Below are 12,622 nucleotides of genomic sequence, written 5' to 3'. Positions count from 1 at the left end.
AGCCCGAGGCCGGGCTTACTGAAAATGTAAAAGGACGGGCGGTATCAGCAGCAGCAGCGCCAGAATGAAGAAGAAAATCTGGATAGGCAGCAGCCACCGGGCCCATTTTTCCCAGGGGATGCCAGCCAGCCCGAGCACGCCCATGGTCACCCCGGAGGTGGGCAGGATCGGATTGATCCAGCCCTCGCCGAAGACAAAGGCGAGCACCGAGGTCTGACGGGTGATGCCGATGACGTCCGCCAGGGGGGACATGATCGGCATCGTCAGGGCGGCTTGTCCCGAGCCGCTGTGAACGAAAAAGTTGATAAGGCCCTGGGTGACGAACATCATCTGGGCCGCCACCACGCGCGGCAGATGCGAGATAAGGCCGCCCAGCGCATAGAGCATGACATCGAGGATCTTGCCATCGTTGGCGACCACCAGGATAGCACGGGCGCAGGCGATGATCAGGGCGACGCCCATCATATCCCTGGCACCGGCCTTGAACCCCTCAGTAATCCCGCCGATGGAGAGCCGGCCGAGCACGCCGGCGACCAGGCCTAGACCGAAAAAGAGCCCGCTCATCTCGACGATGCCCCAACCGAAGCGGATCACCCCGAATACCAGCATCGCCAGCGCCAGGGCGAAGGCCAGCAGGACTAGGGTATGCCGGCGCTCCATCCGGATGTGCTGCGGTGCCGTCTCCGGGTGCAGCCCGCGCTGACGGTCGATCTCATATACCGGACTGATGGCGGGATCGGCCTTGACCTTCCGGGCATAGCGCATGACAAAGGCGATCATGAAGAAGGTGCTTAGGAACCAGATGAAGAGGCGGTATTCCCAACCGGAAAGGGGCGACAATTGCGCGATCTCCTGGGCGATGCCGAGGGTGAAGGGATTGATGACCGCCCCGGCGAATCCGGCCGCGGCGCCGAGAAAGGGAATCGCCGTCCCCACCAGGGAGTCATAGCCCAGCGAGATCGCCAGCATCATGAAGAGCGGAACAAAGAGCATCGTCTCCTCGCACATCCCGAAGGTGGTGCCCGCCACTGAAAAGAGGGTCATGGTGGCGGGGATAAAGAATTTCTGCATATGCGGCTTGTGGCTGAAATACCAGGCCATCCAGTTGACGCCGGCGGTGATCGCCCCGGTATTCTGGATGATGGTGAAGATGCCGCCGATGATGAAGCAAAAGCCGATGATCTTGGCGGCCTCGATGAAGCCCTTGAGCGGCGCGGTGAGCAGCGCCATCAGCCCTTGCGGGTGGCTCTCGACCCGGGTGAAGGTGTTGGCAATGACCAGGGTCTTGCCGCCCACCTCGTGGCGCTGGTACTCCCCGCCCGGGACGATCCAGGTCAGGGCTGCTACCGCCACAACCATGGCGAAAATCAGAAAGAGGGTATTGAAGGTGTATTTTGGTTGCGTTGCCATGGGCTCATCCTACCGGATCCGGTACACATCGCCCGGCAGGAGCAGGTCGACCTTGATATTCCGGCCCCCGAGCAAACCCTGGTCGCTGACCCGGATGTTTTTGGCCTTGCGGGCATCATAGACGATCACGGCATCCAGGCCGAAGACGCGGAAACGGCCATCGGGGTAAACCAGGATGGCACCCTCCTCATCGATACCGATCCCGGGCAGCTCGGGATGCTCGAGCACCACGCCGATGAGGCGGTTGTGACGTTTGCGCATCATAAAGTGCTGGTCGATGATCGCATTCTTAACAAAGCCGAAGCCGCGCTTGGTCTCGACATTTTTGGCTTGGATCGAGTGAAAGATGTTGGTCGAATCCTTGTTGACCAGCTCGTTGCCGGTGATCATCACCTCGCTCATTGCCGCCGCACCGGCGCTGGTGCCGCCGATGACCCCGCCGCGTTCGTAGTAGAGCCGGTCGAGGGCCTCCTCCGTGCGTGTATGACCGATGCGGTTCATCAGCCGGTCCTGGTCCCCGCCGGTGAAAAAGACCCCGCCGGCGGCACCGATGAGGGCGACGATCGAGTCCGAATTGGCGACCTCCGGCGCGACGATATGGCGGAGATCGACCCTCACCGCACCGCATTCCTTGAGCTGGCCGGCGGTGAACTGGCCATACTCGAGATCGCTGCTGGCCGAGGTGATGATCAGGATCGGCTTGCCATGACTGAGGTTGACGAATTCCTGCATGGCATCCATCGGTTTGTCACCCCCGCCAATGATCATCAAATACCCCTTGTGCTGCTTTTCTCCGCCAGGGGCTGTGCCGGCGAGCAGGACCAGGGCCAGCAGGGCTACGTGTCGTTTCATTGCGGTTTTACTCCGTTTCGATCAGGTGCATCAGGATTTCAAAGCCGGTCATCAGGTCCGCTAGACGGATATGCTCATCCCTGGAGTGGGGATTCTGGGCACCGATGCCGGCATTGATGATCTGGATTCCGTGCTGGTTGAAGACGTTGGCATCGCTGCCGCCGTAATAGATCATGGGCTCAGGGGCCACTCCGGCCTGACGGTAGGCGCGGTGAAGGCGCTGTACGAGCGGCATGCCGGTGCTGAACTGAAAGCCCTGGAAGCTGAAGAGAAATGAAGGTTCGCAGCGGCCGCCCCAGCGGATTTCGGCCTCCCGGCACAGGGCGGTCAGCCGCTCGCGCAAGGCGATGATTTCCTCATTGCGAAAGGAACGGAACTCACCGGTCAGTGCCACCTGGTCGGGCACGACGTTGTCCGCTGTGCCGCCATGAATGGTGCCAAAGTTAGCCACGGAGTGTTCATTCACCCGGCCCACCGGAAATCCGCTCATGATATGGGTCGCCATGGAAAGGGCGTTGATGCCAGTCTCCGGCGCGACGGCTGAATGGGCAGGTTTGCCGGTGATGGCAATTTTAAAATCATAGGCGGTGGGGGTGGAGGCGACATATCCCCCGGGCCGGGCGGTGCAGTCGAAGACAAAACCCTCGCGCGCCCTGAGCCGGGAAAAATCGAGGGCCATCGCCCCGAGCATTCCCAACTCCTCGGCAACCGTGAAAACGATCTCCAGACTGCGGTGGCGCGGCTTGTGCTCGAGTAGCTCCTCGATGAGGGCCAGGAGCAAGGTTAACCCGGCGCGGTTATCCACCCCGAGAATGGTCGTGCCATCCGACCAGAGGACCTCCTCTTTCAGGACCGGTTGGACCCCGGCGGTGGAATGGACCGTGTCCATATGGGCGAGCAGGAGCAAAGGCTCCGTGGCGGAGGGGGAGCCGGGCAGATGGATGATGAGGTTGCCGCAGGTGCCGTTGAGTTTTTGCGCCGCGTCATCCTCGAGCACCTCGACGCCCCGGGCGGCAAGCCGTTTCCGGAGGAATTCAGCGACCGGGCGCTCCTGGAGGGAGACGGCGTCGATCCGGACCAGTTCCAGAAAAAGATCCAGCAGATTTTGTTGGTTCATGGGCATCAGATTCCATGCAAAGGATTGAACCCGCACCGGGCCAATCGTCAGGGGTTTGTAACAAAGTAGCGATCGTCGCGGATGCTCTCCTCGATGATCCCGAGTGCCGTCAAGGTGCGCTCCTTGTCCCTGAAATTGAGTTCGGTGATGATGGCATTGATGACCGTCACCACCGCTCCCAGGGAATTGCTGAAGGTGATGTTGTCGGTCTGGATGGGGAGACAGTGGGTGGCCCAGCTCCGGGCGGGGGCGCTCTTTTTATCGGTGAAGAGGATGCTGGGAATCGCCCGCTGCCGGGCCTGGGCCAGCGCTTCAACCGTCTCCCGTGAATAGGGTGAGAAACTGAAGGCGATCAGCAGGTCGCCCGGGTCCATAAAGGCGACCTGTTCGATATAGCGAAAATAATCCAGAGAGAGGTGCTGGGCGTCGTAGCTGTACTGGCGCAGCAAATAGGTCATGAGCTGGGCCAGGTGGGCGGAGAGTTCGAGGCCGATGCAATAGATCCGCCGCGCGGCAATGATACGGTCGACGGTGCCTGCGAACGCCTGGGGATCGATCGACTTGATTGTCTCCTGGATGTTGGAGATCACATTTTGTGAGGCCAGTTTGAGCACATCCGGCGAGTCCCCCTTTTCGGCGATAGCCAGGCGATAGCGCGCGGTGGGGGAGAGGCGCTCTTTGAGATAGGCGGAGAGGGTTTCCTTGAGCTCCTTGTAGCCACGATAGCCGAGCAGCTGGGCGAAGCGGACGATGGTGGCCTCACTGACACCGGCGCGGCGGGCGACCTCCTGGATGGGAAGGAGGGCGACCAGATCCATGTGCTCGAGAAAGAAATCGGCCACTCTTTTCTGATGGGGCGCGAGATCGGGCAGGCTTTTACAGATCCGGTCTTCAATGTTTTTCATGTCCGGGGCTCTTGCTGTAAATTTTATTTCACAACAATGCGGCATGAAACTAAATTTTCATTTGAAGATAGGAGAATGCAGCTAAAAAGTCAAGAAGATTCTCGACTTTTTTGCAGGCCGGTACACCGGTACCTTCGCGGGCCGCGCTTATTTGATCAGGGCCAGGCGCTGGGTATGGTTTTGTCCTTGCGCCATCAGGCTGCAAAAAAAGATGCCCGATGGCAAGGCTCGGCCCGATTCGTCGGTGCCATCCCAGTGCAGTTGATGCCGGCCAGCGGAAAACTCGCCATAGCAAAGTACGCGCACCAGACGGCCCTGAATGTCCCAAATTCGTACGGTGAGCCGGCAGGAGCGCGGCAGTTCGAAGAGGATCCGGGTCTGCCCGTTAAAGGGGTTGGGATAAGCCGGTTGGAGGACGAAACGAGCGGGTGCGGCGAGATCCTTTGCTGAAGCGATTCCGGTCATCACACCATGCGGTCCGGCCCCCGCAGGCAGAACGCCATGGCAGACGCGGCAGTCGCGCAACACGCCCGGGTAACCCTGAAGGGCGGTGTTCTGCACGTTGTCATTGGGCTCAATGGTGGGGACGATGGCGTGCGGCGAACCGTGACAGGTTGAGCAGTACAGACCGCCGTGCCCGCGCGACTGGCGGAAAAGCTTGCCTCTTTCTTCAGCATGCTGGGCGCCGTGGCAGCTGGATGCCCCGCATTTCGGTTCGTCCAGCCAGGGCCGGCGGCCGGTTTTGATCGTGGAAGCGACGTTGCTGAGAGATCCGTGGCAACTCTGGCAGGTCATCCCCTTGCTGTACATGACATCGCGCAGACACCGCGTGGTCGCGCCGGGGTGGCATTTGTAGCAGTCATTGGTCAGATCTTTATGTTTGTCATGCAGGGCGAGGGAAAGGGAGGGCAGTCCGCTCCGGCCGGGCAGTCCCAGGGCATTCGAGGCGTGGCATTTGGCGCAGAGGATCGGCCGGGCGTTCGCGTCGTAGCCCCCCTCATTTTCATGCCTGCTGAGCAGGGCGGATTCAGTGGTGTGACAGCCGCGGCTGACACAGCCGATTTCGTTGCTGACCGGTATGACGCATTGTGTGGTAGCGATCAGGGTGTTGGCGGCGTCATACGCCTTGAGCAAGGCCAGTTGGTAGGGGGACTCGTTTTCGAGGTCGGCATCGGTATAGGGCGTGATCGGGATTCCGCTTGCTTCGTAATGGTCCCCCGTCACCGCCATACTCCCGGCGAGTCCATTGCCCGTCAGCCCGATGTTGTCCGCAAGAGAAATGCCGAAGAGTTTATCCTCGTAGCTCCAAAAGTTGGTCTTGCCCACCGAGTAGCTGTTGCCGGGGATGGCATAGGTCACGGTGAAGCCGGAGGTGACCAGTTGTGGCGCGTGGCTGGCATCGCCCTTGCGGATCAACGCGGCGGTGAGGTTGTTGTAGGGAGGCAGAATGGCAAAATTGGCAAAGTTAGTATTGGCGCAGTGCATGCCCAGGTCATTCCAGCCGATGAGAATGTGCTCCTGGCTGAGGAGCGAACCTGCCAGTCCACCTAGCAGGATAAAAACGGTGTTCATCTTCATGACATCCTCCACAGCATTCGTAAGGGAGCTTGATTACTGTAAAAACAGACGCTGCAATCTACATCTGTTTGCAGAGGAATTCAAGGTGAAAGCGGGGAGAAACCCGGAGCTGCCGTATTTTTTAACCGTCACCGGATATCTCAGAGCACCATCCGGATGGCGCTGCGTGCTTGTTCCGGCAGTGTGAATTTCCGGTTGGCGAGAAAGCGGTTGAGAGCGCTTTCGAGCCAGGGTCTGCTGCAGATGAATTTGGGGATGGTGATCGAATCCTGACCGAGGAGGTAGCCATGGGCTTCAATCCGGACCGGCTGGGACTCCCCAGTCAGGGTGATCAGGGCGAGGATCGATCGGGTCTCTTTGTTGAACTCGAGTTCCTCGATAACACCGATGCCCTCGAGGTAGGGATTGATGAATTTTTTAGCGGCCGCGGCTTTGAGCGATTGGAACATCCTCAGCTCCTCCCGTTAACGGTTGCGTTCCAGCAAGGCGCATGCGAACCAGAGTACCGGCGCCTGGCCGTGGAGATCTCCGGTGACCCGCGGCCGGGTGAGGTAGTGATTGATGTCGGCGCTCTTGCCGGTGCCGATACAGACCTCGGCGACCCGGCCGTCCACACCGATATAGGTGAGGAGCGCTTCCCAGGCTTTCTGGTAGACCGGCGTGTAAAGGGAACGGTCGAGAAGCCCTTTGTTGACCCCGACGGTGATGGCGTAGCCGAACATGGCCGTAGCGGAGCTCTCCTTCCAGGCAGCGGGATTATCGATCAGCTGCCGCCACATCCCGTCTTCAGCCTGGTAACGGCGCAGGGCTTCCATCATCCGGCGATACCCCGCGAGGATGGCTTGGTAATGTGGGTTATCCGACGGCAGCTCGGAAAGCAGCTCGGCCATCCCCGCGGCGGTCCAACCGTTGCCCCGGCCCCAGAAAAAGGGAGCGCCTTCGCCGTGATAAAACAGGCCATTGGGCTGCTGCAGTTTCTGCAGGTAGGCATCGATTTCAAGGGCGGCCCGTTCAAGATAGACCGGCTTGCCGGTGGTGCGCCAGGCCTGTACCTGCAGGGCGCCGATCATCCAAACATCGTCGATCCAGAAGCGGGTCTGATGGGTCAGGCCGTCGGGCTGGGGATCGGCCCATTGGGCATCCGCCAGCGCGATCCCCTGCTGGAAAAAACGCTCATCCCTGGTGAATCGATACACTTCGAGCGGTAGGATGCCGTAGACGTTGGCATCGACATGATCGGCCAGGTCGGTCAGGCTGTCCGTCTTCGCCCGGGCGTAGCGGCTGGCCAGGCGAGAGAGCAACTCCTGGTCATGCAGCAAACCGGCCAGATGTACGGCGCCGAAACCGGCGCAGGCCTCCGCGTAGTGTATCCCGGTCCAAAACGAGGCCTGATAGATCATGAATTCTGGCCGTGCCAGAAGATCTTCGGCAACCAGACGGCCGATCTTTTCCTGGCTTGACTCGCTGTGGCTCAAGCGATCTTGGAAGAGGGTGGTGAATATGGCACAGCCGGCGAGGCCGCTGCAAAGTAGAATAATAATCCCAATTCTAAAACAGGAGCATCTTGTCTTCATGGCGATCGCCCTCTGGATGGTCTTGATTTGCATGAATTTCGCGAATATTATCTTGTCAGTCAAGCCCTCTTTTCCATTTTGCCGCTTGACATCGTTCCCGGTTTCCGTTATATTGAGATAGGACCGAAATCTAGAGCATCCATCACCCTCTCTCCACCTCGGCCGAACTCCCCATCGATCCGGCATTCCTGACGCCATCCACGACCAGAAGCGCCTGCTTAATCTGCACCCGAGTGTTTGATCTATTATCCGGGAGGCTATCATGAAACTTGCGAGCCTGCTCTTCATTTCTATGGGACTGGCGGCTGGGGCCCTGGCACAGCCGGTTCTCGACCAGGTCATCCCGATCACCACCGCCTCCGAGGAGGCACGAACCCTCTTCCTGCAGGGACGCGACCAGCTGGAGAACATCGATTACGCCGCTGCGGCCAGGCACTTCGACCGCGCCATAGAGAAAGATCCGGGATTCGCCCTCGCTTTTCTCTACCGCAGCCTTGCAGGCGGCAGCGCCCAGACTGCGGAGGAAAATATGGAAAAGGCCCAGGCTCTGTCGGCCAATGCCTCCGAAGGAGAACGGCTGCTGGTCGCTTTCTACAAGGCGAGCAATGAGGCCAGAGGAGCGGCTGCCCTTCAGAGTATGGACAAGCTCCTGGCCCTATACCCGGATGACAAGCGGCTGAAAACCTACGCCGGCTTTTATTTCCAGACCCACTCCGATAATGCCAAAGCCATAGAACTCTATCAGCAGGCCCTGCAAATCGACAAGGAGTACGCTCCTGCCTATAATTACCTGGGATACGCCAATATGGCCGTCGGGGATTACCCCGCCGCTGAAAAAGCCTTCCTGGAGTACATCCGCCTCATGCCCCACCTGCCTAACCCCTACGATTCGTATGCCGAGTTTTTACTCAAGCGGGGCCGCTACGACGAATCGATCGTGCAATATCAAAAGGCCTATGATACCGACAACCAGTTCACCGGCAGTCTCTCCGGCATCGGCAATAATTATCTCTTCATGGGGGAGTATGACAAGGCCCGTAACTATTACGAACGCTACTTCAGTGAAAGCCCGCGGATCAGCGACAAACTGATCGCACTGCGGCTGCAGGCGCGATCGTATCTCTATCAGGACAAGGTGGATGAGGCGATGGCCGCCTATGCCCGGCATCAGGCCTTCGCCGAAAAGGAAAAAGAGTCCGCGATCCTGATCACGACCGCTTTCAACGAAGGATTTGTCCTCAGCGAGATGGGCCGGCCGGTGGAGGGACTCCGCCAGTGCACCGAGGCCGCTGCGATGATCGACCGGTCCGAACTCGCCATTCATGCCCGGGAAAACCTGCAGATCAACGGCACGTACTGGCTTACCCTCGTCAACGCGGCCAATCGTCTCTTCGACAAGGCGCAAGTGAGCCTTGCAGACTATGTCGCCGCAATCCGGCTGCGCAACAATCCGGATGAGTCCATATCGCTGCATGCCCTGCTGGGATACCTCGCCTTTCAGGACAAACGGTGGGATGGCGCCATCGCCCAACTACAACGCCTGGAGAACGATCCGTGGGCCCTCTTTTACCGCGCTCGCTGCCTGCAAAAAAAGGGGGACCAGCAGGGGGCACGCCTTCTCTTCGACAGGGTGGTCCACTGGAATCAGGAGAGCCTTAACCTCGCCGTGGTCTGGAGCCGCGCCCGTAAAGCCCTGGGCAATTAGGAGGGGTGTTGGCATAAAAGGGCAGCGCGCGAGCGCTACGAATCGGTTTTGCACGGCGGCCAGCGTGCCAGTCTCTTCGAGGAGCGGCGCGGGATTCGGAATAGCCGTCCCTTCCCCTTCGGCATCCGTTCTTCGGTCAACTGCGCCTTTATCACCAGCCTGGCGCAGCTGGGCCGCGGCGCCAGCTATTTACTGCACCGCAGGTGGAACTTCGCGGCCCATCGCCGCGGCCTTGGCGCGGATCGCGGGAATGGCTTCTTCCATGAGATCGCGAACGTCCGCATAACGAAAGGTGCGCTGCTCGAACGAGCGGTTCTGCAGGGCCTGGAGGAAGCGGGATTCGAATTCGCGCAGGTTAAAGCCGTAAATGTGGTAGCTGTCGGCCTGGTGCACATAGCGTCCGAGAAGGATGGTGCGGCCGGACTGCGCGGCGATGCGCCGGGCGATCTCCGCCTGCAGCTGTACCAGGGCGAACATGTTCATGAAAGCGGCCTTATAGGCGTCGTTGGAGCGAAAACGCACATTGGTATTGAGACGCCAGCCCCCCGCCTCGTCCGGGAGCATGCGGCACCAAAGGCTCTGCAGGCAGGGCGGATCAGCGCAGTAATTGTCCTCCCACACCTTCCAGGTGACCGCTTGGCAGCGGCGCGACCAGGGGGTCCGGGCCAGTTTCTCCGCGATCAGCTCGATCTGGTCATAGATTCGGGCGGAAGCGGACTCTTGCCAGGCGAAGAGGCGCTGGTGGTAGGTGTACTCCCAGCGCGTGTCCGCCTCTCCGGCGGTGACGTCGCGGATACAGTGGTCCTTGATCCCCTCGAGCACCTCGAGGACATACTCCTGGAGATCTTCGAGTCCGCCGGGAAAATCGCGGTGGATCATCGGTTCGGCGAGAGGGTCGTGGACGACGATGGTCATCGAGCAGTCCTTGCTCGGCGGATCCTCGGGCTTGTCGTATTCGGTCTTGATCTCGCAGCCGTAGCGGTGCAGGCTGATCAGGGATTGTTCCCAGGCCTCGGCCAGGCTGTTCCCCTCGGTGAAAAGAACCGGAATATCTCCCGTCATGCACATCCTCCTTCTCGTGAACCTCACCATGGCATCCCGCCCAATATAAAAATCCTATTACCCCAAAGCAAGCATCTTTCTGCGGTCGCCGCCGGTTTTCTCTTGCAAAAGGGGCCGTGAATGGTTAATTTCCCGGCCAGGAGGTCTCATGCAGCTCGCCTACAGAAAACTCGGCAGCGGCCCGCCCCTGATCATTCTCCACGGGCTTTTCGGGATGTCGGACAACTGGCTGACGATCGCGCGGCGCATCGCCGCGAAGCACACGGTCTTTCTCCCCGATCAGCGCAACCACGGCGATTCGCCGCACAGCGACGCCTTCAGCTACGAACTCCTGGCGGAGGATCTGGAGGAGTTCATTGTGCAGCAGGGTTTGGGCGTGGTCAGCGTCATCGGCCACTCCATGGGCGGCAAGGCGGCCATGTGCCACGCCCTGCGCTATCCGCAGCGGGTCGCCAAGCTGGTGGTCGTCGATATCGCTCCCAAGGCCTATGATCATCCCTTTTTCCGGCGGGTGCTGGATTTCATGGTGGCGCTGGACCTCAGCCGCTTCGAGCGGCGCGCGGAGATCGACGCGGTCTTCGCCGAGGTCGTCCCCAAGCCGAGCGTGCGGCAATTCATCCTCAAGAACCTGCAGCGCACCGAATCTGGCTACCGCTGGCAGATCCATGTCAAGAGCCTGTCGGAAAACCTCGACCGGATCTTCGCGGCCGTCGGTGAGGGGGGGCGGAGCTGGGACAAACCAGCCCTTTTCGTGCGCGGCGGCCGCTCTGATTACGTCCTGGATGAGGACGAGGCCCTCATCAAGACCCTGTTTCCGCAGGCTCGCCTGGTGACCATCCCCGGGGCCTCGCACTGGCTGCATGTCGATGCGGAAGAGATCCTTTGCAGCCACCTCCGCGCCTATTTGGGCTGCTGAGGCCGGCGGCGCTACCCCTTGATGCGGCATGACCAACTGGAGAGAAGAACGATGAAGATGCGGAAAGGAATGGCCCTCATGGCCCTCGCAGTGTTGACGGCCTGCGCGAAACCCGCACCGCCGCCGGCGGAGTCATGGCCGGCGCTGATCGCGGCGGGCGAATTCACCCGGGCGGAACAGGAGATCAGGGCCCTGCTGGCCCGGCCCGAGATCACCACGGAAAAACGCAGGGAGCTGGAGTTCGAAATCGAGCGGATGCAGCGCATCCGCCGGGATTTTCCTAAATCCGAGGCGGAGGTGCTCGAATTCATCCGTACTGTCATTCCGGACGCGGACAGCCTGAAACTGGCGGCATGGGAACAGGAGCGCTCCCTGGAGATGCTGCGGATTGACGGCGAGAAGCGCTATTTCCGGTATGCCGCCCGCAACCTCTTCCGCATCAATGCGGCATGCCGCAAGATCTGGCAGGCGGCGCATCCCGACGAGGAGGCCCCGGCTGGCGGGCCGGGCAGCTGGACGCTCGACGATCACATCAAGCGCATCATCGCCGGGGCGACGCCGGCGCAGCCGTGGGCCGAGCCGGTGCGCCTGCATATCGACTATACCCTCACTGTCAATGCGGATGCGGTCCCCGCCGGCGAGACGCTGCGCTGCTGGCTCCCCTTCCCGCGCGAAATCCCCGGCCGCCAGACCGATATCCGCCTGATCAGTACCTGGCCGGAGAAACATGTTCTTGCCGATACCGCGCGGCTGCAGCGCACCCTTTATCTCGAGCAGACCGCGGTCGCCGCAACACCAGCGCGCTTCAACGTAGTGTATGAGTATACCAGCTTCGGAAGTTTTCACCGCATCGATGCGGAGAAGGTGACCCCGGCCGATCCGCAGGGCCCGCTGCAGCCCTGGCTGCAGGAGGAGCCGCCGCATATTGTCTTCACCCCCGAGCTGCGCGCCCTGGCGCAGCAGCTCACCGGCGGCGAGACCAATCCCTACCGCATCGCACAAAAGATTTACGCCTGGGTGGAGGAGAACGTGCCCTGGGCCTCGGCGCGGGAGTATTCCACCATTCCCAACATTCCGATGTACGCCTATGAGAACCATCATGGCGACTGCGGCATCCAGCATCTGACCTTTATCACCCTGTGCCGTCTTTGCGGTATCCCGGCGCGCTGGCAGTCCGGCTGGGAGTTCAAGCCCCCCACCGACAGCATGCATGATTGGGGGATGCTCTGGTTCGCGCCGTACGGCTGGGTGCCGGTGGATGTCACCTATGGCGAACGCGAGGCCGAGGATCCGGCGCACCGCTGGTTCTATATCGGCGGAATGGACAGCTACCGCCTGATCTTCAATGATGCCATCAGCCAGCCTTTCGATCCGCCCAAGCAGCATTTCCGTTCTGAAACGGTGGACTCGCAGCGCGGCGAGGTGGAGTGGCGCGGCGGCAATCTCTATTTCGACCAGTGGGATTGGGAGATGAAATGGCGGGTGGTGGAGCCGTGAGTGAGG

General features: G+C 60.5%; 11 protein-coding genes. 3 read left to right on the top strand and 8 right to left on the bottom strand.

Annotation, left to right across the window (positions count from 1 at the left end):
• Positions 1-15 precede the first annotated feature (15 nt).
• From PLH32_00630 to PLH32_00600, 7 genes are all read right to left on the bottom strand, one after another.
• The gene (locus tag PLH32_00630) at positions 16-1,410 is read right to left on the bottom strand and encodes a TIGR00366 family protein (GenBank protein HQJ63092.1); all 1,395 of its coding nucleotides are present in this window, start codon (positions 1,408-1,410) and stop codon (positions 16-18) included.
• 9 nt (positions 1,411-1,419) lie between these two features.
• Positions 1,420-2,262, bottom strand: a complete 843-nt coding sequence (locus tag PLH32_00625) for a cyanophycinase (protein ID HQJ63091.1) — start codon at positions 2,260-2,262, stop codon at positions 1,420-1,422.
• Between the two features lie 7 nt (positions 2,263-2,269).
• Positions 2,270-3,379, bottom strand: a complete 1,110-nt coding sequence (locus tag PLH32_00620) for a M20/M25/M40 family metallo-hydrolase (protein HQJ63090.1) — start codon at positions 3,377-3,379, stop codon at positions 2,270-2,272.
• Between the two features lie 47 nt (positions 3,380-3,426).
• Positions 3,427-4,284, bottom strand: a complete 858-nt coding sequence (locus tag PLH32_00615; GenBank protein HQJ63089.1) for a MurR/RpiR family transcriptional regulator — start codon at positions 4,282-4,284, stop codon at positions 3,427-3,429.
• A gap of 147 nt (positions 4,285-4,431) precedes the next feature.
• A complete protein-coding gene (locus tag PLH32_00610) occupies positions 4,432-5,862 on the bottom strand; it encodes a FlgD immunoglobulin-like domain containing protein (GenBank protein HQJ63088.1) in 1,431 nt (476 codons plus the stop codon).
• Positions 5,863-6,002: 140 nt separating this feature from the next.
• Positions 6,003-6,311: a hypothetical protein gene (locus tag PLH32_00605; GenBank protein HQJ63087.1), complete on the bottom strand. Its 309-nt coding sequence runs from the start codon at positions 6,309-6,311 to the stop codon at positions 6,003-6,005.
• Between the two features lie 15 nt (positions 6,312-6,326).
• Positions 6,327-7,436 (bottom strand): glycoside hydrolase family 88 protein, encoded by a 1,110-nt coding sequence (locus PLH32_00600; protein ID HQJ63086.1) that lies wholly within the window; start codon positions 7,434-7,436, stop codon positions 6,327-6,329.
• Between the two features lie 262 nt (positions 7,437-7,698).
• Between PLH32_00600 and PLH32_00595 the strand changes: the two genes are divergently transcribed.
• Positions 7,699-9,141 carry a tetratricopeptide repeat protein gene (locus PLH32_00595; GenBank protein HQJ63085.1) on the top strand — a complete coding sequence of 481 codons (1,443 nt, stop codon included), beginning with the start codon at positions 7,699-7,701 and terminating at the stop codon, positions 9,139-9,141.
• Positions 9,142-9,330: 189 nt separating this feature from the next.
• Here the strand turns inward: PLH32_00595 and PLH32_00590 are convergent, their stop codons facing one another.
• Entirely contained in the window at positions 9,331-10,203 is an 873-nt protein-coding gene (locus PLH32_00590) for a thymidylate synthase (GenBank protein ID HQJ63084.1), read from the bottom strand.
• Between the two features lie 148 nt (positions 10,204-10,351).
• Here PLH32_00590 and PLH32_00585 point away from each other — a divergent pair, with 148 nt between their 5' ends.
• On the top strand, positions 10,352-11,119 hold the full coding sequence (locus tag PLH32_00585; protein HQJ63083.1) for an alpha/beta fold hydrolase: 768 nt from the start codon (positions 10,352-10,354) through the stop codon (positions 11,117-11,119).
• A gap of 51 nt (positions 11,120-11,170) precedes the next feature.
• Positions 11,171-12,616: a transglutaminase domain-containing protein gene (locus PLH32_00580; GenBank protein HQJ63082.1), complete on the top strand. Its 1,446-nt coding sequence runs from the start codon at positions 11,171-11,173 to the stop codon at positions 12,614-12,616.
• Positions 12,617-12,622: the final 6 nt, after the last annotated feature.

It is taken from the genome of bacterium, assembly GCA_035419245.1.
Taxonomy (GTDB): Bacteria; Zhuqueibacterota; Zhuqueibacteria; order Residuimicrobiales; family Residuimicrobiaceae; genus JAKPUX01.
Note: the sequence above shows the minus strand (reverse complement) of the source record. Positions and strands in the feature narration are given on the sequence as shown.

What these genes read in the sequence shown, in the direction of transcription:
- PLH32_00630 (HQJ63092.1), bottom strand. Translation starts at nt 1,410, where the DNA reads ATGGCAACGCAACCAAAATACACCTTCAATACCCTCTTTCTGATTTTC.
- PLH32_00625 (HQJ63091.1), bottom strand. Translation starts at nt 2,262, where the DNA reads ATGAAACGACACGTAGCCCTGCTGGCCCTGGTCCTGCTCGCCGGCACA.
- PLH32_00620 (HQJ63090.1), bottom strand. Translation starts at nt 3,379, where the DNA reads ATGAACCAACAAAATCTGCTGGATCTTTTTCTGGAACTGGTCCGGATC.
- PLH32_00615 (HQJ63089.1), bottom strand. Translation starts at nt 4,284, where the DNA reads ATGAAAAACATTGAAGACCGGATCTGTAAAAGCCTGCCCGATCTCGCG.
- PLH32_00610 (HQJ63088.1), bottom strand. Translation starts at nt 5,862, where the DNA reads ATGAAGATGAACACCGTTTTTATCCTGCTAGGTGGACTGGCAGGTTCG.
- PLH32_00605 (HQJ63087.1), bottom strand. Translation starts at nt 6,311, where the DNA reads ATGTTCCAATCGCTCAAAGCCGCGGCCGCTAAAAAATTCATCAATCCC.
- PLH32_00600 (HQJ63086.1), bottom strand. Translation starts at nt 7,436, where the DNA reads ATGAAGACAAGATGCTCCTGTTTTAGAATTGGGATTATTATTCTACTT.
- PLH32_00595 (HQJ63085.1), top strand. Translation starts at nt 7,699, where the DNA reads ATGAAACTTGCGAGCCTGCTCTTCATTTCTATGGGACTGGCGGCTGGG.
- PLH32_00590 (HQJ63084.1), bottom strand. Translation starts at nt 10,203, where the DNA reads ATGACGGGAGATATTCCGGTTCTTTTCACCGAGGGGAACAGCCTGGCC.
- PLH32_00585 (HQJ63083.1), top strand. Translation starts at nt 10,352, where the DNA reads ATGCAGCTCGCCTACAGAAAACTCGGCAGCGGCCCGCCCCTGATCATT.
- PLH32_00580 (HQJ63082.1), top strand. Translation starts at nt 11,171, where the DNA reads ATGAAGATGCGGAAAGGAATGGCCCTCATGGCCCTCGCAGTGTTGACG.